The organism is Flavitalea flava (assembly GCF_054461575.1).
On record NZ_JBTLQH010000059.1, the window covers coordinates 1 to 24,542 of the forward strand.

20 protein-coding genes and 1 tRNA gene are annotated in these 24,542 nt (G+C 47.4%); 7 read left to right on the forward strand and 14 right to left on the reverse strand.

Annotated features, from left to right (window positions below; all coding sequences use genetic code 11):
- Positions 1–353, forward strand: a 353-nt coding sequence (locus ACX0G9_RS28710) for a hypothetical protein (RefSeq protein ID WP_459068429.1), incomplete at its 5' end; no start/stop codon positions are given.
- A gap of 153 nt (positions 354–506) precedes the next feature.
- On the opposite strand, the gene truA is transcribed toward ACX0G9_RS28710, so the two are convergent.
- Together truA and ACX0G9_RS28720 are read right to left on the reverse strand one after the other, a co-directional pair.
- Complete coding sequence (gene truA / locus ACX0G9_RS28715; RefSeq protein ID WP_459068430.1) at positions 507–1,259, reverse strand: tRNA pseudouridine(38-40) synthase TruA; 753 nt, start codon at positions 1,257–1,259, stop codon at positions 507–509.
- A 20-nt stretch (positions 1,260–1,279) separates the two neighbouring features.
- Positions 1,280–2,743, reverse strand: coding sequence for a DUF4476 domain-containing protein (locus ACX0G9_RS28720; protein WP_459068431.1), 1,464 nt, complete (start codon positions 2,741–2,743; stop codon positions 1,280–1,282).
- Positions 2,744–3,078: 335 nt separating this feature from the next.
- On the opposite strand from ACX0G9_RS28720, the gene ACX0G9_RS28725 reads away from it, so the two are divergent.
- The gene (locus ACX0G9_RS28725; protein ID WP_459068432.1) at positions 3,079–5,580 is read left to right on the forward strand and encodes a M1 family aminopeptidase; all 2,502 of its coding nucleotides are present in this window, start codon (positions 3,079–3,081) and stop codon (positions 5,578–5,580) included.
- Positions 5,581–5,666: 86 nt separating this feature from the next.
- On the opposite strand, the gene ACX0G9_RS28730 is transcribed toward ACX0G9_RS28725, so the two are convergent.
- The 4 genes from ACX0G9_RS28730 to ACX0G9_RS28745 all read right to left on the reverse strand — a co-directional run bounded on the left by ACX0G9_RS28730 (position 5,667) and on the right by ACX0G9_RS28745 (position 8,810).
- On the reverse strand, positions 5,667–6,512 hold the full coding sequence (locus ACX0G9_RS28730; RefSeq protein ID WP_459068433.1) for a TPM domain-containing protein: 846 nt from the start codon (positions 6,510–6,512) through the stop codon (positions 5,667–5,669).
- A gap of 9 nt (positions 6,513–6,521) precedes the next feature.
- On the reverse strand, positions 6,522–6,980 hold the full coding sequence (locus ACX0G9_RS28735; RefSeq protein ID WP_459068434.1) for a TPM domain-containing protein: 459 nt from the start codon (positions 6,978–6,980) through the stop codon (positions 6,522–6,524).
- 63 nt (positions 6,981–7,043) lie between these two features.
- Positions 7,044–7,637 carry a LemA family protein gene (locus ACX0G9_RS28740; protein WP_459068435.1) on the reverse strand — a complete coding sequence of 198 codons (594 nt, stop codon included), beginning with the start codon at positions 7,635–7,637 and terminating at the stop codon, positions 7,044–7,046.
- A gap of 78 nt (positions 7,638–7,715) precedes the next feature.
- Complete coding sequence (locus ACX0G9_RS28745) at positions 7,716–8,810, reverse strand: DUF6807 domain-containing protein (RefSeq protein ID WP_459068436.1); 1,095 nt, start codon at positions 8,808–8,810, stop codon at positions 7,716–7,718.
- A gap of 158 nt (positions 8,811–8,968) precedes the next feature.
- On the opposite strand from ACX0G9_RS28745, the gene ACX0G9_RS28750 reads away from it, so the two are divergent.
- Complete coding sequence (locus tag ACX0G9_RS28750; RefSeq protein ID WP_459068437.1) at positions 8,969–10,330, forward strand: Gfo/Idh/MocA family protein; 1,362 nt, start codon at positions 8,969–8,971, stop codon at positions 10,328–10,330.
- Between the two features lie 32 nt (positions 10,331–10,362).
- Positions 10,363–11,364, forward strand: a complete 1,002-nt coding sequence (locus ACX0G9_RS28755) for a zinc-binding dehydrogenase (protein ID WP_459068438.1) — start codon at positions 10,363–10,365, stop codon at positions 11,362–11,364.
- Between the two features lie 42 nt (positions 11,365–11,406).
- Here the strand turns inward: ACX0G9_RS28755 and ACX0G9_RS28760 are convergent, their stop codons facing one another.
- The 3 genes from ACX0G9_RS28760 to gap all read right to left on the reverse strand — a co-directional run bounded on the left by ACX0G9_RS28760 (position 11,407) and on the right by gap (position 15,657).
- Positions 11,407–13,245, reverse strand: a complete 1,839-nt coding sequence (locus tag ACX0G9_RS28760; protein ID WP_459068439.1) for a serine hydrolase — start codon at positions 13,243–13,245, stop codon at positions 11,407–11,409.
- 129 nt (positions 13,246–13,374) lie between these two features.
- Complete coding sequence (locus ACX0G9_RS28765) at positions 13,375–14,586, reverse strand: phosphoglycerate kinase (RefSeq protein ID WP_459068440.1); 1,212 nt, start codon at positions 14,584–14,586, stop codon at positions 13,375–13,377.
- A 57-nt stretch (positions 14,587–14,643) separates the two neighbouring features.
- Positions 14,644–15,657, reverse strand: a complete 1,014-nt coding sequence (gene gap, locus ACX0G9_RS28770; protein ID WP_459068441.1) for a type I glyceraldehyde-3-phosphate dehydrogenase — start codon at positions 15,655–15,657, stop codon at positions 14,644–14,646.
- Between the two features lie 387 nt (positions 15,658–16,044).
- Here gap and ACX0G9_RS28775 point away from each other — a divergent pair.
- Positions 16,045–16,116: transfer RNA gene (locus ACX0G9_RS28775), tRNA-Glu, on the forward strand.
- A gap of 257 nt (positions 16,117–16,373) precedes the next feature.
- Positions 16,374–17,249, forward strand: a complete 876-nt coding sequence (locus ACX0G9_RS28780; RefSeq protein WP_459068442.1) for an alpha/beta fold hydrolase — start codon at positions 16,374–16,376, stop codon at positions 17,247–17,249.
- Positions 17,250–17,482: 233 nt separating this feature from the next.
- Here the strand turns inward: ACX0G9_RS28780 and ACX0G9_RS28785 are convergent, their stop codons facing one another.
- The 4 genes from ACX0G9_RS28785 to ACX0G9_RS28800 all read right to left on the reverse strand — a co-directional run bounded on the left by ACX0G9_RS28785 (position 17,483) and on the right by ACX0G9_RS28800 (position 22,077).
- A complete protein-coding gene (locus ACX0G9_RS28785) occupies positions 17,483–17,755 on the reverse strand; it encodes a hypothetical protein (RefSeq protein ID WP_459068443.1) in 273 nt (90 codons plus the stop codon).
- A 222-nt stretch (positions 17,756–17,977) separates the two neighbouring features.
- The gene (locus tag ACX0G9_RS28790) at positions 17,978–19,438 is read right to left on the reverse strand and encodes a T9SS type B sorting domain-containing protein (RefSeq protein ID WP_459068444.1); all 1,461 of its coding nucleotides are present in this window, start codon (positions 19,436–19,438) and stop codon (positions 17,978–17,980) included.
- On the reverse strand, positions 19,375–21,441 hold the full coding sequence (locus ACX0G9_RS28795; protein ID WP_459068445.1) for a SprB repeat-containing protein: 2,067 nt from the start codon (positions 21,439–21,441) through the stop codon (positions 19,375–19,377). The genes ACX0G9_RS28790 and ACX0G9_RS28795 overlap by 64 nt, the downstream gene beginning before the upstream one ends.
- Positions 21,442–21,567: 126 nt before the next feature.
- Positions 21,568–22,077 carry a VOC family protein gene (locus tag ACX0G9_RS28800; RefSeq protein ID WP_459068446.1) on the reverse strand — a complete coding sequence of 170 codons (510 nt, stop codon included), beginning with the start codon at positions 22,075–22,077 and terminating at the stop codon, positions 21,568–21,570.
- A 130-nt stretch (positions 22,078–22,207) separates the two neighbouring features.
- On the opposite strand from ACX0G9_RS28800, the gene ACX0G9_RS28805 reads away from it, so the two are divergent.
- Positions 22,208–22,750: a dihydrofolate reductase family protein gene (locus ACX0G9_RS28805; protein ID WP_459068447.1), complete on the forward strand. Its 543-nt coding sequence runs from the start codon at positions 22,208–22,210 to the stop codon at positions 22,748–22,750.
- Between the two features lie 53 nt (positions 22,751–22,803).
- On the opposite strand, the gene ACX0G9_RS28810 is transcribed toward ACX0G9_RS28805, so the two are convergent.
- Positions 22,804–24,525 carry an IlvD/Edd family dehydratase gene (locus ACX0G9_RS28810; protein ID WP_459068448.1) on the reverse strand — a complete coding sequence of 574 codons (1,722 nt, stop codon included), beginning with the start codon at positions 24,523–24,525 and terminating at the stop codon, positions 22,804–22,806.
- Positions 24,526–24,542: the final 17 nt, after the last annotated feature.

Consider the following 24,542-nt stretch of genomic DNA (forward strand, 5'->3'; position numbering starts at 1 on the left):
TTTTTCCTTCCTTTATCCCCTTTCTCTATCCAGATTCCTTTCGAAGAACTACCACTTTTTTAAAGCGGACGGCAAAGATACGAACTGTATTGTTATCAGCAAATTTTTTCTTCTCTTTCTCAAAATCATTTTCAAATTTCGGAGATATGCATTTTCACATTTTTTTGCTTGAAGAACGTTCTTCTATTTTACCGTCTGCAAAGAACTGTTTTCCGTTTTTAATCCCTGTAGAGGAGGCTTTTTCAGGTGTTTTGCCAGCGTTTCTTTCTCACTTTTCACTCGTTTTCCTGACGCTTATTTCAAATTCGGGCTGCAAAGATAGGGAGATGAAACTTACTGCCAAATATTTTTAGATCTTTTTTACGCTTCTGTTTTGAAAACCAAGCCAGTAAAGGATTTCATGATAGAAAAAACCCTGGGGCTTACACGTATCCGTCAGGAAATACATTTGCCCGCGTAAGAAATTACCTTCAATAGGCATTCCTCCGCCTTAACAGATCAGGATATCAATCGCCCGGTTTGAATATACTAACAAGATAGTTCACCCGAAAAAGAAAGAGGCCGTGTCCCGGAGCGGAAAAATCAGCCCTCCGGTTATCCTTGCTTTGAAGTACCTCTTCAAATTGTTCCACCGTTAATTTTCCTCTTCCTACCTGGAGCATGGTACCCACCAATCCCCTTACCATCCCCCGCAAAAAACGGTTTGCTTTTACGGCATAAACCAGTGTCCCGTTTTCTATTGACCAGGCGCTGTGCCCAATGGTACACAAATAGCTTTTTACCTGGGTATTCCTTTTGGAGAAAGCGGTGAAATCCGTGTACCGAAGGATAAGGGCAGCTGCAGCGTCCAGTTTATCCTTATCCAGGGTATAGGGGAAATAATAAGCCCTGTCATCGACAAAAGGGTCCTTTTCCCTATATATATAGTATCTGTATTCCCTGCTCATAGCATCAAAGCGGCAATGAGCAGAAGGGTCTACCCGGTAAAATCCCTTTAACACGATATCCCCCGGTAATATCGCATTGACATTATACCGGGATCTGGCGGCAATTTCCCCTTCAAAATCAAAATGGAAGAAATTCTGGTGGGCGTGGACGCCTGTATCTGTCCGGGAAGAACCGGTCAGCGTTATCTTCACCCGGAAAAAGGTAGCCAGCGCCTTTTCAACCTGTTCCTGGATAGACCCCGCATTTTCCTGAATCTGAAAACCGCTGTAATTTGTGCCTTTATAGGCTACCTCGAGAAAATATCTGGGCATGGTGCTGATAATTTGTAGTTCTACTCCTGCCCCGTCATCGTTTTGAATTTGTTATAATAGACCGGATCAGCCAAAAGATCGGACAATTCCCTGAAATGATTGTCCGAAACAAAAGGGTACGCGGATTCAAAAAAACGGAATTTAAGCTGATCAGAGGTAAATACTTCACTTAATGCCTTTATCTGCTTGGTTGTAAAGCATTTAGTGCGGAAAACCTTTTTTGCCGTCAAAATCCGGTCATCATCTTTCCCCGCTTCGAGCATTTTGACCCGTAATTTATCGACGTCATAATCAGAAGCAAAGTTCCTGCAATCGGAATTGACCAAAAGAATCTTATTCGCCTGTTTTTTATGCGCAGAATCCGTTCGGCTGCGAAAAAGCGGTTCAGGGGAAGCAGCGGCGGATGAGACAGGTAAACCAGCAGGACCTTCATCTGCAGATGAATGGGCAATGTTAGTGCTGGTTACCGAAGGGGTCGGGGAAGAAGTAAGAGCCACTGTTGAAGCAGGGGTCTGCTCCGATTGGGCAACCTGGTCGGAAACTGGTCCATTGTTGATCGTATTAGGTTGACTTTTAACCAATTGTTTCTTTTCAACCGAATCAAACGGGATGATCATTATAATGGTATCCGCCTTTTTACCTTTCACATGATCTAAATAGACCAACCGGATGGCCTTGGCGGTTTTCCTTTCACTAAGTTTCAAAATGACCCCTGTACTGTGAAATGGCATTGGAGAATCGGGAACAAAAGACACCGTTTTAAGGGAATCTGTTTTGCCCGGACTTCCCTTAAGGGAGTCTTCTTTTATCAGATCCTCCTTTTTTGAAACCCCTGTACCAGCGTTATTGGGGTTCAACGCTAATGACCCGGTGTCTGGAACCGGGATAATTCCGGGACTTGTCTTCCCGGTCTCTGTTATGCCGGCGCTTTTGGAACTATCCGGGGAGGGAATAACAGGAAAAACATCCGGCTTACCCGGAGAAACAGCCTTTACCCCAGCACTGCTCTCTTTCAGGGTCCCATCCGTGGCATAGGTATTATACATAACAGCGGTATCACTCACCACTCCTGCCATAAGTCTGGAAAAAGCATCATCTTTTTTGACACCGGCGATCTGAGCCTTGGTCGCCGAAGTATCTTTCGCATCAGGCATTTTTAATTCAAGCGTCTGGGTATTAAATAACCCCCAGCCCTTTTCCCCCAGGTCCTTTAACTGGAGCTCCAGGTCTTTTTTGGGTATGAACAGGGAAAATTGCTGGTCAGGAAAACGTTTTTTCGGAAATCCGATAAGAATACTATTAAGACCCTCTTTTAACTGTGGGAGAATCAAACGTCCCTGTATGGAAGAACTATAGGTCTTGTCTTCCATATGAACATAAAAGGGTTGATTATTATCGGCTTGTATCAGAACAAAATAATACTCCTGCCCATAGTTTCTGCCGGCCATCAACACTAACAAAGCAATCAAACCGCACTTTAACATGAATTGAGGTATTATTCCTCCTGAACAAACCCGACCGGAGGCGGGATCAGAGAGGCCATTAAAAAGACATTTTTCCCATAGCAATCCCGTTTCGGACGGGATCGCTTAGCCCATTGAAAAGACATTAATCTCCTTGGCAATCCCGCTTTCGGGCGGGATCGCTAAGTCCATTGAAAAGACATTAATTTCCTTAGCAAACCTACATTAAAATGATAAAAGAGCAATGAACGGATGGCTATCCGGGCACTTTCGACATGCTTCCGCGCCCTTTTATCCAATTTTACTATCTGTTACCCTCCCCAACGATTATCTTTATCCCCTGAAAAAAAACACATATGACAAGACCATTCCTTTTATTGATCGGATTATTATCAGGCTCTATTATATGGGCGCAACCTGCCGCGGATGGCAAGGAGGATGCCTGGAAAAAAGAGTACAGGGCCTCGGCTACCAAAATCAATGACATCATCGATACCCGGCTTGATGTAAAATTTGATTTCGATAAATCTTATATGTATGGAAAAGCATGGATCATGCTTAAACCGCATTTTTATCCGACGGACAGCCTTTCTCTGGATGCAAAAGGAATGGACATCCATAAAGTGGCCATAATTAAAGAAGGAACAAAAGAACCATCAGCCCTGAAATATGAATATGATGGTATGACCCTGAAGATTCATCTGGACAAGATTTACAAAAGCTCCAACAAATACACCATATTCATCGATTATACCGCCAAGCCCAATGAATTGAAGGTTCAGGGAAGTGCAGCCATTACTGATGCCAAAGGCCTGTATTTCATCAATCCCCGAGGCGAGGAAAAAGACAAACCAACCCAGATCTGGACTCAGGGGGAGACTGAAGCCAATTCGGCCTGGTTTCCTACTATCGATAAATCCAATCAAAAGACTACCGAAGAAATTACGATGACCGTCCCCGCCAAATATGTAACCCTTTCCAATGGCAAACTGATCAGCCAAAAGACAAATGGGGATGGAACCCGCACAGACCATTGGAAAATGGATCTGCCGCATTCACCTTATCTCTTCTTTATGGGTGTCGGGGAGTACTCCATTATTAAGGATGCCTACAAAGGGAAAGAAGTAAGTTATTATGTAGAAAAAAAATATGCCCCTGTTGCCAGACGAATATTCGGGAATACGCCGGAAATGATGGCCTTTTATTCACGGGTCACCGGTGTAGATTATCCCTGGAACAAGTATGCCCAAATCGTGGGAAGGGATTACGTTAGCGGGGCTATGGAAAATACAACGTCCACCCTCCACGGAGAAAGCGCCCAACAGGACGCCCGTGAGTTGACGGACGGAAATGGATGGGAAGATGTTATCGCCCATGAATTATTTCACCAATGGTTTGGGGATCTGGTCACCACGGAAAGCTGGAGTAATCTAACCGTAAATGAATCCTTTGCGGATTTCAGTGAGACCATCTGGAATGAATATAAATATGGACAGGATGCGGGAGATGCCGTCAATTTTGCCGGAATACAGAGTTACCTGTCCCAACCGGATAATGCCACCAAGGATCTGGTCCGTTTTAATTATGCAGATAAGGAAGATATGTTCGACCAGGTGACCTATCCGAAGGGCGGCCGCATCCTCAATATGCTTCGCAATTATGTGGGAGACAGTGCTTTTTTCAAATCGTTGAACCTGTACCTTACTACCAACAAATTCAAATCCGCCGAGGCTCATAATCTGCGTCTTGCTTTTGAAGAAGTTACCGGGCAGGATCTGAATTGGTATTGGAACCAGTGGTATTATGGCAGTGGTCATCCGAAACTGACCATTGATTATGTCTACGATGACGCGGCCAAAACCGTAAAAGTGATCATCAATCAAACGCAGGAAACCGGCAAAATCTTCAAACTGCCGCTGGCCATCGACATTTATAATGGAGCCGTTAAAGAACGTCATAGAATTTGGGTGCAGAATCAGGCAGACACGTTCACCTTTTCCTATAACAACCGGCCGGATCTGGTCAATGTAGATGGCGACAAAATCCTTCTTTGTGAAAAGAAAGACAATAAGACCCTGGACAATTATATTAATCAATATAAATATGCAGGAAAATACGTCGATCGCAGGGAAGCGATTGATTTCGCCGCCAGGAATCAGGATGACCCCAAAGCGGTTGACCTTTTAAAGGCAGGGTTGAAGGACCGTTTTTACAAACTTCGGACCTTCACACTATCTAAGCTTGATCTGAAAAAAGAAGCGGTGAAAACAGCCGTTGAACCGCTGCTCGCCGACCTGGCCGCCCATGATCCCAACCGGGTCGTAAAAGCCAGAGCCATCGACCTGTTGAATGAATATAATAAAAGCGAATATAAAGCCCTGTATATAAAGGCCGCAGGCGATTCTTCCTACACAGTGGCGGGAGCTGCCCTCGACGGCCTGTCAAAGATAGATAGCGCAGCTGCCCTTACCCTTGCGAAAAAATTGGTGAAGGAACCGGCAAAAGGCAGACTGGTGGCAGCCATCTCCGCTGTCCTGATTAAATATGGTGACGAAAGCAGCTTTGACGTGATATCCGACAACTTTGCCGGCATGCCTGTTAACCAGGAAAAATTCCAATTCCTGAAACCTTTTATGGACCTTCTATCCAAGGTAAAAAATACCGATCGCGTAAAAAAAGGCGTAGATCTGATCGTAAAATTCCGGGAAGCCATCCCCCAGGCTTACCGTACCCAGACAGACGGGTTTATTAATGGTGGCCTAAATGGGGTAGCCGCTAAAAAGACGGCAGACGGATTAACCGAGCAGGCTGATTATATAAAATCGAAATTGCCCGCGGGAGCCCCAAAAGGATATTAGTCTACAAATAATTAAACAGAAAACAAAAAGGGCTGGCCTCCGTAAATTTTACTAAGGCCAGCCCTTTTTGTATTATTCAACTATTGTTACCAGCTTCCTCCGGCTCCGCCACCTCCGCCGCTTCCTCCTCCAAATCCTCCAAAACCGCCGCCACCTCCGCCGCCGCCGAAACCACCACCACCTCCGCCGCCAGACCATCCTCCTCCCCTTCCGCCACCGCCCAGCATGGAACCGAGTAAAAAGGGCAGGAAACTGTTTCCGCGGAATAATCCGCCTCCTCCGCCTCTTCCACCTCCGCCGCCACGACCGATGATAAGAAAAAGAATGATCAGGCCGATCACAAAAAGACCGATCACATTTCCACCACCACCGGAATGCCCACGGCCGCGTTGCCCATACCCTTCCGGTGCTTTATATTCACCAGCCGCCGCTTTAATAATAGCATCTGCCGCCTGGTTGAATCCCCGGTAATAATTATCCTGTGCTCCTCCTTTGAAATTGGGGACGATCTCATTGTCGATAATTTCCTTGGCTGTAAGATCCGGAATGGCTCCCTCCATACCGTACCCTGTTGCGATATAAACCTTATGTTCTTTGATAGCCGCCAGGATCACCATCCCGTTATTCGTCTTTTTGTTGCCAATCTTCCATGTACGGAGGATCTGCAAGGCAAAGTCCTCTATCGCTTCATCCCCGATGGTGGGAACGGTAACCACGGCTACCTGGATAGAGGTCGAATCGTCATAAGCCACCAGCTTCCGCTCCAGGGCGGCAACCTGGTCAGGAGTCATCACTCCGGCCAGATCGTTGACCAATCTTGGGGGATTAGGTGTAGGCGGAATAGGGGTCTGCTGTCCAAAAATCTGCAGGCCAAGGGCCAACAGAAACCCAATAGATAACAAGACCGGTAAAAGCTTCTTCATTGCACGCATGCGCTTGATTTATTTCCCAAAAACAATATCGTCGGGCAGTTCATTCTTATCATTATCCTTATCGAAAGGGAAGTTCCGCTGCAAGGCCTCGCCGATCTCACTTACCACGCCGGCTATGCCATTGGCATAATTCGTCTTATTAAAATGGGAAAGGATCAACTTAATATTTTCATTCCAGAAAACATCACCTACTTTTTCATGAATGCCTTTATCCCCGAACAAGGCCAGTTGACGGTCTTTCACCGCGACATAAACCAATACTCCATTACGGGCGGCCGTTTGTTCCATTTTCAGGATACCGAATACCTCGGCAGCCCTGTCCAGGGGGTCGACGTAACGGCAATGGCTTTCCACGTAAACCCGTATCTCACCGCTGGTGCGCTTTTCGGCGGACTGTACGGCTCCTACGATCTGCTGCTTTTCAGCCTCGGTAAAAAACTCTTTCCGGGAAAAAAATGGTATTCGCAAAACAGGATTTTTACTGTTGATTAAATGCTGCCAAACTTAAGGGATGCCTATTGTTCGCCCCTCTTATTTAATATTAAATTGGATATCGGGTGCATTTTCGCTGCCCGCATCGGATTTATAATATGGCTTCTCATGAAAACCGAATATTCCGGCAAAGATATTATTCGGGAACACTTTTACTTTCAGGTTATAACCATTGACCGCAGCATTAAAATCACGGCGGGCCACATTGATTCGATTTTCCGTACCCTCGATATTCGTCTGAAAATCCTGGAAGGATTTAGTGGTCTTCAGGTCAGGATAAGCTTCGGCAACAGCCATCAGGCGGCTGAAAGATCCTTGCATCTGTCCTTGAACCTGCTGATATCTTGCCAAAGAAGCAGAGTCATTGATATCTACCTTCACACTGGTAGCGCTGGCTCTTGCGGCAATTACTTCTTTTAAGGTGGATTTTTCAAAATTGGCGGATCCTTCGATCGTCTTTATCACACTGTTATACAGATCGGTCCGGCGCTGGTAATTGGTCTCTACATTACTCCAGGAATTTTTTACATCCTGATCCACCCGCACAAGGCCGTTATAACTGTTACAACCGCAGCCACCTAATAACAATACAAAAATCACTACCACTATTAATGTCAGATTCTTTGTGCTCATTTTTTTAGATTTTAGGTTAACGCCCTCAAAAATAACGTTTTTGTATATGAAGGAGATTAATTTTAGGCATGAGCCTGCTTAATCTCCTTTAATCAGGGCAAAATTGCCGGCCAGTTTACGGATTCTGTCGGTGGATAACCGGTTGTTTCCTGAAGCGAGGACAATCCGGTACCGGAAAGTTACGGACTGGCCCTTTTTCAGGCTGTAGTTCAGTATTTCTTTACCGTTACTGAAGACCTTTTGACCGAGGGGATTGGCAGCAAACAATCCATATCCACGGGCATGCCAGTAGGTGGGATAACCCGGGTTGGCCGGGTGATCTATAATAGCAACACTCAACGTATCATCGCCCTTTTTCCCATACAACAGGCACCAGCCGGCGCGGGTGCCCCAGGCGCTGTCTCCTTCCTTCCCCTCTCCTGTCAGATAGTTGCCATTTACAAGGGCATCTCCTCCGGCAGCAACGGTAGTTATATTCCCTTTGTCGTCTTTAAACTGTTTGGCATTTTTCTCGGGGATCTGCAATTCCCGGGTGACCCGCAAACCCAGCAAACCGTCCTTTACATCCGGCATGCTAATATCCTCGCGGGCGGTAAGGGTGGTACTGCGATCGATGATCCTTTCCCCGGTGTTTGCGCCGAATGTAAAAACGGTGACCTCTTTCAGCAGCGTATCTCCCTGCTGGTTTTTCCAGTTCGCACTATAAATAAGGGTCCCTTTATCGCCTTCCTTGGTTTTTAACGTACCGGCTTTAAGTATGCTATCTGTCCGGATCCATCCATACAGCCGTTTTTTTTCTGCGGGAATGGCAAAAGAGTTATTCCAGAAATCCAAACCATTAACACTCTCATAATTGAACCAGAGACCGATATGGTGGGGATGGTCGGTAGGCTCCCCGGGACGGGGTTGGATCGGGAACCCCCTGGTGACCAACTGGCCGTCCGGAGCATAGATGGGATAAAGCACCGGTTTTTCCAGGGTATCCGGGTAGAAAAATTCAGTAAAAGGTTGTCCTCCGGCGGTTATTTTCACCCGCTGTTCGCCGGGAATTTTTTCAACGCGAACTGGTACCGGGCGCACGGATGGCTGGGCATATAGAGAGTCCGATACGGCGAAAAGGCACAGAGCGGCCAACATCAAAGATGCGACCGGAAGCTTACTGAAAGCAATCATATTACAGGTTATTTTAAGTATTGAACAGGTTTTAGATCATTTTAATGTCAGACCTGACCCTTTGATGTTCTAAATTAGTAAATTTATCGGGTTACAGAGAAGGTTCCTGATCCTGTTCGTGATTGCTTCGACCCAACTAATATAAAATATATCTAAACATGCAAACAACCCGTAGGGATTTTATCCGCAAAAGCTCATTGGCCGGCATGGCCACTTATTTCGGAGGATTAGGCCTCAGCGCCAAAAGTTATCGTAATATAAAAGGTGCCAATGACCGGGTTCGCGTAGGAGTCGTCGGTTTCTCGGATCGGTTCAAGGATGCGCATCTCCCCTCATTTTTAAAGGCTAATAAAGAATTAAACTTCGACATTATCGCCGTATCCGATATCTGGAAGAAAAGAAGGGAAGAAGGCCAGGGTTATCTGGCGGCCCAGTTAGGTCATTCCATACAGGCTTGCGTCAATAACGATGAACTATATAATAATAAGGAGGTGGATGCCGTCATGATCAGTACGGCTGATTTTCAACATGCCTGGCACACCATGGAAGCAGTAAAAGCAAGCCGGGATACTTATACCGAAAAACCTCTGGCCGAGACGATGGAAGACAACCGCGCGGTGTTAAAGGCAGTGAAAGATTCCGGCAAAATCGTTCAGATAGGTTCTCAACGGAGAAGCGGCGCCAATTACCATGCCGCCGCCGATTTTATCCAGTCAGGTAAATTCGGACCCATCGTAATGGTAGAACTTACCTGGAATGTGAACCAGCCGGGACGCTGGCGCCGGCCATCCCTGGTATCCCAGTTGAAAGAAGAAGATACCGATTGGAAACGATTCCTGATCAACCGGCCCCATGAACCTTTTGATGCCCGCAAACATCTGGAGTTCCGGCTTTTCTGGCCCTATTCGTCCGGCATTCCCGGTCAATGGATGAGTCACCAGATCGATACTGTCCATTGGTTCTCTGGTTTACCCCATCCCCGCAGCGTATCTGCCAACGGTGGCATTTACGCCTGGAGAGATGGACGTAAAAATGCAGATACGCTTACGGCCGTTTTTGATTATGGTCCGTTGGACGATCTTACTAAAGGTTTCCAGGTTCTCTTCACTTCCAGGCAGACAAATGCGGCCGGGGATGTAAAAGAGATTTATTATTCCAACGGTGGAACGCTCAACCTCGATAACAACAAAATAAGCCCTGACGGAGGCCTTAAGGAAAACCATGCAAAAGCCATGAACATGCAGGCCAATTTGCTGCCCGATCTTTCCCTGAACGATCTGGCTCCGCCCAAAATATCCACCGAAGCCAGCACCGGGGGCGATCCGCTGACAGGAGCGCATGTACGCAATTGGATGGAATGTGTAAGGAGCCGCAAACAACCCAATGCCCCTATTGAGGCCGGCTATAATCACTCTATTGCAGTCATCATGGCCAATGCCGCTTACCGGACAGGAGCGAAAGTAACATTTAATGAAAAAACACAAGAGGTGATGGCTGGGGATAAGGTTTTTAAATATTAATTCTTCTGCAAGGAATTGTAAACCGTTACGATATGAAGGTGTTAGTGCTTACCGAAAAGAACAAACCACTTGAAATGCAGGAGCGGCCCGAACTCCGGGCAGCAGAAGGAGAAGCAGTCGTAAAAGTTTATGCGGCAGCGCTTAATCACAGGGACGTATGGATACAAAAAGGGCAATATGCCGGTCTGAAATATCCTGCTATCCCGGGATCCGATGCAGCCGGAGTGGTAGTTGACGTTAATGGATCTGAATACAAGGGATGGATGGGAAAGGAAGTGATCATCAATCCCGCTATGGGATGGGGCAACAATCACACCCACCAGGACCAGAAGGACTTCCGTATCCTGGGGCTTCCGGACGATGGCAGTTTTGCAGAATATGTAAAAGTTCCTGCAACAAATCTGGTAGATAAGCCTGCCCATCTTTCTTTTGAAGAAGCTGCCGCAGTTCCACTGGCCGGATCAACTGCTTACCGGGCTTTAATGACGAGGGCGCAGGTACAAAAAGGAGAAAAAGTATTGATCACCGGGATCGGCGGCGGAGTGGCTCTTTTTGCGCTTCAGTTTGCCGTTGCTGCAGGGGCCCTTGTCTATACTACCTCCGGCAGCGACGAAAAAATTGCCAGATCTGAATCTATGGGGGCTAAAGGGGGAGCTAATTATCATAACCCGGATTGGGTGCAGACACTCCAGAGCCTGGCTGGCTCGTTTGACGTTACGATCGATGGTGCCTCGGGAGATGGAATGGATTCGTTATTAAACCTGGCCTCCCCGGGAGGAAGATTAGCTTTTTACGGAGCTACCCGCGGTAACCCTACCAGTCTGACAGCCAGACGTATCTTCTGGAAACAACTGACCATTTTAGGATCTACTATGGGAAGTCCGGAAGACTTCAGCGCCATGATCTCCTTTATCGACAAACATAAGATTCGGCCGGTCCTGGACAAGGTCTTTCCTTTTTCAGAAGGCGAGGCCGCTTTACGACGGATGGACAATGCACAGCAATTCGGCAAGATTGTTATTAAGATTGGCTAATAAAGTCTTTTTTTATTTTTATACGGCTATTCTTTAATTAGCCTATTTTTTCTTTACAGCTTTGAAGGTCCCATTCGGTTGAATGGAAAGCAGTTCTGTTACCTCTCCCTTCTCATTTGTATTAAACTGGATAGTGAAACCGGTCAGGGTCTTGATGGAAAACTTATTGACATCAACCGGTACCAATTCATAATCAGGCTGGCCTGGCACGGAAAGGAATAAGACCTTATCTTGTTTGATATAGACTTTTAGCAGCATACTACCGCCAAGATCATATTCTCCTGCATATTTTTGCAGTTCGTCCTTGCTTATTTCCCTGGCTTTCGCCGCACGGGTAAATACAATGTATTTCCTGATGCCGGGTTCCAGGTCCATGGAAATGCTGGAGATATCTCCTGCCTGGTCCATATTAAACTGCATTTTAAGACCGACCCCGTCGGTTGTATCGATGCCTTCTTTTGGGTCATTGCCGAAAGTTTCGAACACATCATAATGAAAATGTCGTAACCACGAAGACTCTTGGGGGTAAGCTGCAAAAAGGGAATCATGGCGAAGAGAGATCTCCATGGTGCCAAAGGCCGGGTTAACGAACAGTCCCTCATAATCGCTCAACTTATGGGAGGGCCGGGTATCCGGTTTTCGATTGGAGGTCTTCGTCTTTTCGGCTCCTTTATCTGCTGCTCTTGCCTTATCGGCCAATCCTTTTAAATAACTGTTCCAATCTTTATATTTCAAATGAAGCAAACGGTCGGCCAGCATATTACGCACGATCGAAGGTACTGTAGACGAATTTTGGTTGCTGAGCACTATTATTCCGATGCTGTCCGAAGGAAAAAAACAGGTACTGGCCGTAAAGCCATCAATATTTCCGCCATGTTCCACACGGTAATGCCCCCGGTAGGATGCAAGGCTCCATCCAAAACCATAAGTGGAAAAAAAGACATCTGGGGCGTCTTTGCCCGGCACCCCGCCGCCGCTTACCATCTGCGAACTCATGGCCTCATTTACATAATTATCCGGCAGGATTTCCTTTCCATTAAATTTACCGCCATTGATCCAGGTAGTCACCCAACTGGCCATTTCCGTCACATTGCTGTTAATACTGCCGGCCGGCCCCATCCTGTCGATCTCGTAATAATCCAGTTTTTTGATCAGGCTGTCTTTTTTCACGGAATAACCCAGGGAAGCATCCGCGCTTTTTTCGAGGTCCCTCACCGAAAAATTGGAGGCTGACATCCCGAGCGGCTGAAATATCTTCTCCCTGACATTATCCTCCCAGCTTTTACCACTCAACTTTTCGACTACCACGCCCTGGGCAAGGAACATAAAATTGTTGTATTGCCATTTTTCCCTGACGGCCGCGTTTGGTTCCATGTATTGAATCCTGCGGATCAGAGAATCGCGGGAAGTAGAACGGAACAGATACCAGGCATAGTCATACCTGGTCAGTCCTGTCCGGTGACACATCATATCCCGAAGAGTTATGGTATTATTCATCGTCTCGTTGTTGAACTTCAATTCGGGTAGGTAATCCCGGACCGGTTTGTCGAGACTCAGCTTGCCGTCCTTATCCAACAACCCGATCAGGGATGCAGTAAAGGCCTTGGTGCAGGAGCCAATGGCAAAAAGAGTATTGGGGGTCACCGGCAATTTTTTTTCCAGATCCCTGTAGCCAAACCCTTTGGAATAAATCACTTTATTCTTTTCCACGACCGCTATGGCAAACCCGGCAGCATGCCAGTCTTTTAAGACCCGTGCAAAGGCGGTATCGAGTCCTGTGAAAGGGTCCTTTGGTTCCGTTCGCCGGTTCTTTTGGGCAGACGAGGAATTCAGAGAAAAGAGGAAAACTAAAAATGAAAATAACGTAAATAAGGATCTCATTTTCGAAACATTTATTTCGGAGGGTTTATATAAAAAAGGCCTGATAAATGTAATCATTCATCAGGCCTTTAACAAGACTTATCAGGTTATTTCAGCATCCCGTCAGGATAAGCGGTAGAAAATCCCCTCCTATCCTTTTATGGCTGCAATTCCGGGAAGTACCTTTCCTTCAAAATATTCCAGCATAGCACCGCCGCCGGTAGACACGTAGCTCACCTTATCGGCATAACCGAATTGATTCACTGCTGCTACCGAATCACCGCCGCCGACAAGGGAAAATGCTCCTTTCTCCGTGGCCTCCACAATGGCCTGGGCGATCGTCCTGGTCCCGTGTTGAAATTTCTCCATTTCGAAGACGCCCATGGGGCCATTCCATAAAATAGTCCTGGACTTCTTTATGACATTGGTAAATTGTTCACAGGCATTTGCCCCGATATCCAATCCCATCCATCCATCGGGGATATTATTACTGGGAGAAGTAGAAGTGTTGGCTGCTGCGTCGAACTTATCGGCAATGACGGAATCCGATGGCAGGTGAATACGGACGCCTTTAGCATCGGCCTTTTTTATCAGGTCCAGCGCTGTTTGCAAACGTTCGTTTTCACAAAGGGAATTCCCGATCTGGCCGCCTTCGGCTTTCATGAACGTATAAGCCATACCGCCTCCAATGATAATATCTGTAGCGCGATCAAGCAGGTTTTCAATAATCAGGATCTTATCGGAAACCTTTGCACCGCCGATGATAGCCACAAACGGTTTTTCGGATTGATGCAATACCTTTTCCGCACTGATTACCTCGCTCTCCATGAGCAGGCCGAACATTCTTTTCTCTGTTGGAAAAAATTCGGCGATCACGGCAGTCGAAGCATGAGCACGGTGAGCGGTTCCAAAAGCATCGTTGACATAAATATCTCCCAGCTTTGCCAGTTTTTGGGCAAAGGCCTTATCGCCTTTTTCTTCTTCCTTATAGAATCGCAGGTTTTCCAGCAACAGAACCTCACCGGCTCTCAACATGTCCGCCGTCATAAAAGCCTGTTCGCCGATACAATCATTCGCAAAAAACACAGGAACCGGAGTAGAGGCAGACTCGTTAAGCAATTCCTGCAAATGCGGAAGCAGGTGTTTTAGCGAGTATTTTTCTTCCGGGCCGCCTTTTGGCCTTCCGAAATGGCTCATCAGGATGACGCTGCCGCCATCAGCCAATATCTTCTTCAGTGTTGGAATGGCAGCCCGCATGCGGGTATCGTCGGTGATTTCGAATTTATCGTTCAGGGGAACATTGAAATCAACCCTTACCAGGGCTTTTTCGTTGGCAAAATTGTGCTGACTGAAAGGACTCATAATAATGGTTAAAATAAAAAACGGCCCGGAAGTTTCCCGGGCCGCTTATTAAGAATCTTATTTGGAAATCAATTGGGCAAAATAACGCAGGCTGCGCACCAGTTGGCTAACGTAGCTCATTTCATTATCATACCAGCTGACCGTTTTTACCAATTGCTGATCACCGAATGGCTGAACCCTTGTTTGGGTGGCGTCATAAAGCGAACCGAATTTGATACCGATGATATCACTGCTAACGATTTCGTCTTCTGTATATCCGAAACTTTCGTTGGCTGCGGCTTTCATTGCTGCATTCACTTCTTCCAGTGTTACTTTTTTATTCAGGACCGTAACCAGTTCTGTCAGAGAACCGGTAAGGGTAGGTACGCGCTGAGCGCCGCCATCCAGTTTGCCTTTCAGTTGGGGCAATACCAGGCCAATGGCTTTGGCAGCGCCTGTGCTATTGGGAACGATATTGGCAGCTGCTGCCCTTGCCCGGCGAAGATCGCCTTTGGGATGGGGGGCATCCTGCGTATTCTGGTCATTGGTATAAGCGTGAATAGTGGTCATGAGACCGCCGATGATACCGAATTTGTCATCCAGTACCTTTGCCATGGGAGCCAGGCAGTTCGTGGTACACGAAGCGCAGCTAATGATCGTTTCGCTGCCATCCAGGATACTATGGTTAACGTTAAAAACGATCGTTTTCAGGTCACCGGTTGCAGGGGCGGAGATTACAACCCTTTTTGCTCCGGCTGTCAGATGTGCCGCCGCTTTGTCCTTGTCGGTAAAAAAACCGGTACATTCCAGGACTACATCCACATCATGTTGTTTCCAGGGAATTTCTGCAGGGCTTTTCTGGGCATATATTTTTACCTCCTCGCCATTGACAAGGATGGAGTTTTCGGTAGACTTTACTTCTTCTTCAAAACGACCTTGCGCACTGTCGTATTTCAGCAGGTGAGCCAAAACCTTAGGACTGGTAAGATCATTGATCGCCACTACTTCGATTCCTTCCATTTTGTAGATCTGGCGGTATGCTAAACGCCCGATCCGGCCAAAACCATTAATAGCAACTTTAACTGTGCTCATAGTATTCAATTTGATATTTTAAAATAAGGTAGCGAAGTTACGGCATAGAAGGGTTACGGTATTGTAAAATTTTGCCTATGAATTTTCGATAATGTCTAATAAAACGGGTAATGGAGAGGGAGGCCGCGTCCTTTGCCGTCCCAAGGGCGAATTTGGGAAAAAGGGCTAAAAATGCGGGAAAACGCCAATTTGTCGCCTCCCTCTTTTTTATTAAAATTAAAAGGAGGTTTTGTCTCAATCCCTTACGGGGCAAGCCTTTCCGGAAAAACAGGAAAAACACCTGTGTTAAATTGAAAACTTAGGAGGTAAAAAATTTGGCAGTTTTTCCACTTGCCTATATCTTTGCACTCCTTTCACGGAAAAAATCTCCGAAAAGGCCGATAAAATGGCGCGTTGGTCAATCGGTTAAGACGCCTCCCTTTCACGGAGGAATGAGGGGTTCGACTCCCCTACGCGCTACTAAGCCGCTTTACTTTCGTAAAGCGGCTTTTTTGTTTCATTTATTTATTGAACGGTGCAGTGATAACACCGATCATAAGCAGAAAACCAATAAACTAAGGAGACTACAGTCGAACACCTGATACTCTTTTTCCCGCATAACGGCAATATTTTGTCGCGATCTACCCCTCAAAATGTCGTTTTTACACGGCGTAAAATCCTGAAATGATCTTGATCTTTGAATTGTCAATGAATCAAAATAATTTAAATAACATTTTATGAAAAGAGTATTTATGGGATATAATGTCCTCAAACCGGTATTAATAATTGCTATACTTTTTTTTACAGTATTTAACTCTAAAGGACAAATGAGTAAACCTGCCGACAGTGGCTACTTACCTGTTAATGGCATTAAAGTTTATTACGAAGTATATGGTGAGGGTAAGCCTCTCATTTTGCTGCATGGTGCTTTTATGACCATTGAGATGAACTGGGGGCAACTTATACCCGAATTATCAAAAACAAGAAAAGTAATTGCCATTGAATTGCAGGGACATGGGCACACACAGTTTTCAGACAGAAAATTAGACTATGCTACCCTGGCAACTGATGTGGAGGGAGTAATGAATCATTTAAAAGTTGACAGTGCGGATGTTGCAGGTTATAGTTTTGGAGGCTGCGTCGCTTACCAGTTGGTAATACAAAGCCCTAAACGGGTAAGAAAGTTAGTGATCATTTCTTCTACTTATAAAAGTAGTGGTTGGATGCCCGAAGTAACTAATGCGTTTAAAAGTATGAAGCCTGAATTATTTACAAATAGTCCTATGCAAGCGGCATATGATGCAGTAGCACCGGACAAAACAAAATGGACAAAGTTCTTAGAACAGATGATTGCTTATAATCATGTGACATTCAACATGGGTGAAACAAATATTGCGAAAATTACTTCGCCTGTATTACTGATCTCGGGCGACAATGATGGCCTGGATAAAATTGAGTTGATAAAAACATATCAACTACTGGGAGGTGCTGTATGTGCTGATTTTGGAGCAATGCCAAAATCTCAATTGGCTATTGTTCCTTCGCAGGGGCATGTCAGTCTGATGATGCAGACGAACACGATATTAAGTTATCTGAATGGCTTTTTAAAGTAAATAAAATCGTATTTGGTGAGTCGTTTACTTTTTGCTCCAAAGCCATCTTCCTGTAGCACAACGTCCTCGAACGAAGATACGTTTACCGTGAGCGCTTTATTTGGAATGGTCTCGCGAAGAAAATTTGCCAGGCGCTTATCAGGTTCGACAGCTATAAGGGGATTCGTGGCAAGACCAAGCAACTGACGAGCCGCAATCCCTTTCCCCGCTCCGATCTCGACGTGGTAGTATCTTTAGGTCGGGGCTTTACCGTTTTCTTCGTTACCGAACGCATCGATCCTCTGTTTACCCGTTGGATCCAAGATAAAATTTCCCATTCGTATCCCTTGGCCGTAAAACCTATTATCAATTTTGCTTCGCGCAATCCTGGTCGGCCAAACGTATCCAAAATCAGCATCAGATTTATTGAACCAATCCAATTTGCTAACTCCGACCTCCATACCCATGGAAAGTGCTATTTCGGAGGCGTCTCCATTGAACACAAATCGCAGGTTATTTTCTTTCATTATTTTTACTGATCCGTGAAGGTCTTCGATCGGATTAAGATATTCCGTCGAAAATAAATAAAATCGTACGCCAGGTTAATTTTATCTTTTTCAGATCGAAGAAATAGGGAAAAATATAGGGAGCATTGTCTAAAGCGGTTTGTTGTTTATCAGGTCGCGAAAACCACATATTTGAGAATTTGTATGAGTAATCCGGCAAATCTAAAAAATGATGCTATTAAACTACCTCACTATGATTACTGTCCCCTTGCGCTCCAGCAACACTCCTCTATAATCTATCCCCGCTGCCATCCATACATAGGTCGCCCCGTTAAGATAACGCCCTCCTGTACTTCCATCCCACCCTATCGAAGGGTCTGCTGTATAAAATATCCGCTGCCCCCAGCGATTGAAGATCGCAAAGTATTTGAATTCCCTGATCCCCACCGGCCTGGCATGTAACACATCATTATGTCCATCCCCATTGGGCGTAAACGCGTTCGGAACAAAGATATCCGATACGCTGTACACCTTGACCGACCGCTTGCCCAACGCCCGGCAACCCGCAGCCGTACTGGCTAACACAGTATAGGTGACGCTCCCCTCCGGGCTTGCTACCGGATCACGGATGGCGGCGTTGTCGAGTCCTGTTGCAGGTGTCCACCTGAATGATTCAAAACCACTCCCGTTAATATCCTCCACATTCATGGACACCGGCTGCCCCGCGAGGATACTGGTATCATTCCCGATCCGGATTGCAGCCGGCGGCGTCACTTTGACAACGACAGCATCGCTTTGCAAAGAGGTGCAGCCCTTGCCATCCGTCACCGTCAGGTTATACGTCGTTGTATTCAAAGGGCCGTTTACACCGGGATCAGGCACATTCGGGTCGGTCAGATAAATAGCAGGCGTCCAGCTGTAGTAATCGCCCCCACTTCCATGCAGTTGGGTAGAGGCGCCATAACAAATGGTGTCCTCCTTCCCTGCATCCGCTATAGGAGCGGGATTGACTGTTACCGTTACGTCAACCGTCTGCTGGCAGATACCCGTGCTGGCCGTTAGAAAATACACCGTCGTCGCCGATGGACCGGCCTCCGGCGTCAATATATTGGTCTTGTTTAACCCATCTGCCGGCGTCCAGACAAAGCTCTTTGCATTCGATACCGCAGCCAGCAATACTTTCCTGCCTTCACAAAAAGGCGCAGAGATAGGGATACTGGCGGTCACTGTATTGTCCAGCGCCACTACCGTCGTTTCTTTTTCAATACATCCCCTCGTATCCATGATGATAGCCTGATGATCTCCTGTCGACACCCCGGAGAAATGCCCGCCGGGCATAGCCGCACCCTGATCGATCATGTATTGATAAGGCGGCGTCCCTCCTCTTGCACTGACGTCTATGACACCATCATCATTGGAGCAGGAGGCAGCCATCGTCTGCAATGCGATCGAAGGATGCGGGATGGCGACGATCGATGCCGTTGCGACGCCGCGAAATCCATTTGCATCCTTTATTTGTACCGTATAATTGCCCGGCGCCAGGAGTCCAATCACCACATCCGCCAGGAAATGCACCCCGTCGATCGAGTAGGTATACGGAGCGGTTCCACCCGAAGCCAGCACCGTGATACTACCGTTGTTTAGACTGCAGCTGGCATCCAGTACCGTCGATGCTCCGGTAATGCAAACTCTGGCCAGTTGCACGGGGACACTGTTCGACAGTCCGGTTGCATCCTGAACAAGGATCGTGTAATTTCCCGGCGCCATTCCCGAAAATACCGCCCCTGGCTGCAGGTCGCCCCATTGTCAATAGAATATTTATAGGCAGGTGTGCCACCGCTCGCGGTCACATCGAACTCTCCATCATTTTGTATGCAGCTCACGTTTTTTTGGGTAACCACCAGACGAAGACAAGCTTGGGTAATCATCGCGGGCTGCGTAGCGATACATCCATTGGCGTCCTTTACATACAGCGTATAATTCCCTTCCGCCCCGGTGAATACATTACCGGACCCATAATTATTCCCATCGCTACTGTAGGTCAGCGGGGAAGTACCACCTCTCGCGTTGGCGGTAACCGAGCCGCCCTGGCCATTACAATCAACAGGGTGCATGCCCACTGTCATAGCCGGCCCCGCGGCATCGGTCAGCGTCACGGAGACAGGTCGGGTTTTACCGGTCTGATCCTTTACGGTCAGCGTATAAGGTCCGGCCATAAGATTGTTGAAATACGGGCTTGTCTGATATGCGCCGCCAATGGAAAAGGAATAAGGAGGTGTGCCGCCTGTTCCGCCGGCGTTGATCGCTCCGTTGGCATGCCCACAGGTGGTATTCGTCGGACTTGCGCTCGCGTGCAGACAGTTGTCGCCTACTGTAGCCGTTGTAGTAGCCTTGAACCCGTCCGCATCCTTTATAGTGATGGTATAATTCCCTGGCGCCAATGGAGAGAATACCGGATTACTCCGAAAATTTACCCCATCAATAGAAAAAGTATAAGGCGTCCTGCCCTTTTGACCCAATGCCGTAATGGTCCCGTCGTTGTTGCCGCAAAAGGCATCCGCAACTGCTGCCGTCACGGTAGGACAGTTATTCATCACCTCTGCCGTCGTCGATACGAGGGTGCCCCCCAGATCATGTACCCATACTGTATAAGTGCCAGCGGGCAACCCAGTGAAAGTCCCGCTGTTCTGGAAGTTCAATCCATCGATGGAATACCCGTATGGCCCGGTGCCGTTAGTGGCAGTTGCGACGATCTGTCCATTACTCTGCCCGTAGGCAGCGTCCGTGATCGTGGCCGTCAGCGTCAGTTGGCAACCATATAAGATAACAAACTCAAAAAAACCTATCTTTCCCGTATTATCCTTAATTTGCAATATGACCACCCCTGGGGCAAGGCCATTAAAATTCCCATTGTTCTGCCAGTTGACGCCATCAAGACTATATTCGAAAGGTCCTGTGAGAATACCATTATCGATTTCTGTGAATGACATGGAACCCGAATTACCACAAGAATACCCCGAGATGGAGCCGCCTCCGGATATACAACTGCCCCATGGCCACCATAATCCATTGCTCACACAACCGCTGGCATCTTTGGCCCAGAAATAGTACCAGCCATAGGCAAGCCCCGCAAAAGTCGGAGACGTCTGCCAATTCTTGAAATCCATGCTATATTGATACGGGGGGGTACCGCCTGTGCCCTGTAGCGTTATCGTCGCATCGGTGGCACTACAACCCGTAGGCTGTGTATATGCCACAGCATTCACAACAGGTCCATAGCCGTTATTACCTACATACACCGTCTGCGAGACAATCTGCCCCGTCGCATCTTTTACGCTTACGGAATGATTGAAAGGGCCATCGGTCACATACAACGCACTACTCTGGTAAGGCGCTCCATCAAAAGAATAGGTATAGGGCGGCGTCCCTCCATTGGCATGCACCAACACACTTCCGTTGTAGCTACCGCAATAAGAATCTACAATATCGATGCTGAGAGAAATAGCCCCGGCTAGAACCACCCCATGCCTCGCGCTCTGCGGAGCAAGGCTTACCGCAGGGTAGGGCATCAGGATAGGTCTTACTTTCTTCTGCAATGTTTGGCTCTGTCTCAGCATTATCGTTACCGTACCGGATCGGTATTCCCTCATGGGGCGCCCCTGTGCCCGAAGGCCATTCGTATAACTCAACATCCATACGAATACCATTACAAATACACATGTCAGGGGGCGCCGTCTCCACATAGGAGCGAAAAATAAGGCAAATTTCCCAGATGATAAAGAAATTGGACGCCGTCAGCTAAAGGTGAAAGGTTCGAACCAATTCCCCGACACTCACCTGCCCTTCTTCATTTGTTCGATAGCGGTCCATCCTTCCGGCGTGATCCCCATAATCTCGGTAGCTACGCCTAGCGTCTGGTAGGTATCGAAAAAAGCCATCCGTGCAATTGGATGGTCCACTTCGCTGATGATCGCATACCCTTGTTCGCGAAGTTCGCTGATGACCCGGTTGAAATCGCTAACTGGCAAACGGAAGGCAAGGTGCTGTGTGCCCCCTGCGGGATACTTGGCAAGGTAATCATGAAACATGCTTTGACCGGAAACGGGCTGGATGAGTTCGATGAATGTACCTCCGTTATAAGTTTGAGTGGTTAGCCATTCACCGGCCACAGCCTTGCCATAGTAGGTCATGTCCAGGTCCTGCGCGCGGAAACGTTCCGGTTGGGGAAAGCCAGCGATGCCCAGGGCGCTCGTCAGGAATTTTACGGCAGCGTTTATGTCCGGGACCACCCAGCCGATTTGCGCCAGCTCAAGTCCGGCGATCGTGTTGCTGATACTGTTCATGTTTGTTTGCTGTTAGATTAAAGATTTATCAAAGTTAAAACGGACAGATTTCTTGCGTCGGGTGGATTCACGCCAATACGAGGGTGGCTTTGCGACAATCAACCTTTACCTTTGCTGAAAAAAAGTTTATATGAAAAAAGTAATTTTAAATTTAGCAGTTACTTTAGACGGGTTTATAGAAGGACCAAACGGGGAAATTAATTGGTGTATAATGGAGGATGATATGAATTTTGATGCTTTCGTTTCAAGTATAGACACGATGTTTTACGGCAGAGTGAGTTATGACGCCTGGGGAAATTTTCAACCCGACGAAAATACAAGTCCGGCAGAAAAAATGATGTGGCAAGGCATACATTCTAAAAATAAATTCGTTTTTTCGAGCCAAAACAGACATGATGACAAAGCTACTTTCATCAATTCTGATATAGCTGATAAGGTAACAGAAATTAAAAACCAGGACGGAAAAGACATTTGGCTATACGGAGGTGCAAACCTCATAAAGACATTTATTCATTTAGGGCTGATTGACCTTTATAAAATATCTGTACACCCTGTGGTTTTGGGAAGGGGAAAGCCTTTGTTTGAAGATTTAAAAGAGCGAATTGGATTGAAATTAATAAATACTAATGTTTACAAATCGGGAGTCGTTGAACTTACTTACGAACCCGAATAACCAACAAACCGCTAATAGCTAAGGTAACAATCGCGTGGTCTGGAAACGGTGATCTAATGCAGGTCTCTCCCCACATCCGCCCCCGAACCACCCCGTAAATGATCGAGGTCGACGCCGAGATGTGCCTGCTCCACATGATCTATATAAAACCTCACATATCCACGGACCGCCATCGGCGCCGGCTGCCGCCATCGCGCCTTCCGAAGGGCCAGCTCCTCTTCGGAAATATCCAGATGCAGCTTCCTGGCCGCTACATCCAGCTCGATCATATCTCCATTCTCCACCAGCCCCAGCACACCCCCCACCGACGACTCGGGCGACACATGCAATACCACCGTACCCCCGGCCGTTCCGCTCATACGGCCATCCGAAATGCGCACCATATCTTTTACTCCCTTTTGCAGTAACTTCATGGGAAGATCTACATTGCCCACTTCAGGCATACCGGGATAACCCACCGGCCCCACGCCTTTCAATACGATCACGCAGGATGCGTCGATATCCAGGCCGGGGTCATCTATACGGGCATGATAATCTTCGATGCTTTCGAAAACCACCGCCCGGCCCCGGTGTTTCAGTAAATGCGGTGATGCGGCGGATGGTTTGATGACTGCGCCATTCTCGCACAGATTGCCTTTCAGCACTGCCATGCCTGCTGCCTGCTGTAATGGTTTCTCCTTCGTTGCGATCACATCCGTATTGTAACAGGGGGCAACGGCACAATTGTCACCGATGCTTTTCCCATTTACGGTAAGGGCATCGTTATGCAGCCAGGACTTCATTTCCCGGATGATCACCGGCAATCCGCCGGCGTAATAAAAGTCTTCCATCAGGTATTTGCCTGATGGTTTCAGGTTTAGCAACAATGGCACCTTGCTGCCGATGGCATCAAAATCCTCCAGCGTCAGTGGCACGCCTATCCTGCCCGCTATAGCTAATAAGTGTAATATAAAATTGGTGGAACCGCCTATAGCTGAATTAATGACGATCGAATTTTCAAAAGCGTGGCGGGTGAGCAGACGGGATAATTTCAGGTCTTCCCTTACCATTTCCACTATGCGGCGACCGCTTAACTGCGCCATCACTTTTTTGCGGGCATCCACCGCCGGAATTGCGGCGGCCCCGGGCAGGGTCAATCCCAACGATTCGGCCATGCAGGCCATCGAACTGGCGGTACCCATCGTCATGCAATGTCCCTGGCTGCGGGCTACGCCGGTTTCCACTTCGTGTATATCTTCCGGCGTATAATTTTCCAGGCCCTGTTTCTCCTTGATCAGCCAGTTGAAGGAGCCGCTGCCGATACATTCTCCGCGAAATCGTCCGTTCAGCATAGGACCGCCGGGGACAATAATGGTAGGCAGATCCACACTGCAGGCGCCCATTAAGGTGGAAGGAGTCGTCTTGTCGCACCCCGTAAGCAGCACCACGCCATCGAGTGGGTTGGCGCGGATACTTTCTTCCACATCCATACTGGCCAGGTTGCGGAAGAGCATGGATGTGGGACGCATCACCGTCTCCCCCAGCGAGGTAACAGGGAACTCTACCGGGAACCCCCTGGCCTCTATCACGCCTCTTTTTACCACCTCCGCAAAATCTCTCAGATGTCCGTTACAAGGTGTCAGCTCGCTCCAGGTATTACAGATCCCTATCACTGGTCTGTCAATAAAATAGTCGTCCGGATAACCCTGTGTACGGAACCAGGATCGGTGCACAAATCCCATCTTGTCCGATTTGCCGAACCAGTCATAACTTCTCCATTTCTTTTCCTTGCTCATAAAATGTCTTTAAGTCT

Coding starts and splice junctions, on each gene's coding strand:
- truA (WP_459068430.1), bottom strand. CDS start 1,259: ATGCCCAGATATTTTCTCGAGGTAGCCTATAAAGGCACAAATTACAGC.
- ACX0G9_RS28720 (WP_459068431.1), bottom strand. CDS start 2,743: ATGTTAAAGTGCGGTTTGATTGCTTTGTTAGTGTTGATGGCCGGCAGA.
- ACX0G9_RS28725 (WP_459068432.1), top strand. CDS start 3,079: ATGACAAGACCATTCCTTTTATTGATCGGATTATTATCAGGCTCTATT.
- ACX0G9_RS28730 (WP_459068433.1), bottom strand. CDS start 6,512: ATGCGTGCAATGAAGAAGCTTTTACCGGTCTTGTTATCTATTGGGTTT.
- ACX0G9_RS28740 (WP_459068435.1), bottom strand. CDS start 7,637: ATGAGCACAAAGAATCTGACATTAATAGTGGTAGTGATTTTTGTATTG.
- ACX0G9_RS28745 (WP_459068436.1), bottom strand. CDS start 8,810: ATGATTGCTTTCAGTAAGCTTCCGGTCGCATCTTTGATGTTGGCCGCT.
- ACX0G9_RS28750 (WP_459068437.1), top strand. CDS start 8,969: ATGCAAACAACCCGTAGGGATTTTATCCGCAAAAGCTCATTGGCCGGC.
- ACX0G9_RS28755 (WP_459068438.1), top strand. CDS start 10,363: ATGAAGGTGTTAGTGCTTACCGAAAAGAACAAACCACTTGAAATGCAG.
- ACX0G9_RS28760 (WP_459068439.1), bottom strand. CDS start 13,245: ATGAGATCCTTATTTACGTTATTTTCATTTTTAGTTTTCCTCTTTTCT.
- ACX0G9_RS28765 (WP_459068440.1), bottom strand. CDS start 14,586: ATGAGTCCTTTCAGTCAGCACAATTTTGCCAACGAAAAAGCCCTGGTA.
- gap (WP_459068441.1), bottom strand. CDS start 15,657: ATGAGCACAGTTAAAGTTGCTATTAATGGTTTTGGCCGGATCGGGCGT.
- ACX0G9_RS28780 (WP_459068442.1), top strand. CDS start 16,374: ATGAAAAGAGTATTTATGGGATATAATGTCCTCAAACCGGTATTAATA.
- ACX0G9_RS28785 (WP_459068443.1), bottom strand. CDS start 17,755: ATGAAAGAAAATAACCTGCGATTTGTGTTCAATGGAGACGCCTCCGAA.
- ACX0G9_RS28795 (WP_459068445.1), bottom strand. CDS start 21,441: ATGGTATTCGTATGGATGTTGAGTTATACGAATGGCCTTCGGGCACAG.
- ACX0G9_RS28800 (WP_459068446.1), bottom strand. CDS start 22,077: ATGAACAGTATCAGCAACACGATCGCCGGACTTGAGCTGGCGCAAATC.
- ACX0G9_RS28805 (WP_459068447.1), top strand. CDS start 22,208: ATGAAAAAAGTAATTTTAAATTTAGCAGTTACTTTAGACGGGTTTATA.
- ACX0G9_RS28810 (WP_459068448.1), bottom strand. CDS start 24,525: ATGAGCAAGGAAAAGAAATGGAGAAGTTATGACTGGTTCGGCAAATCG.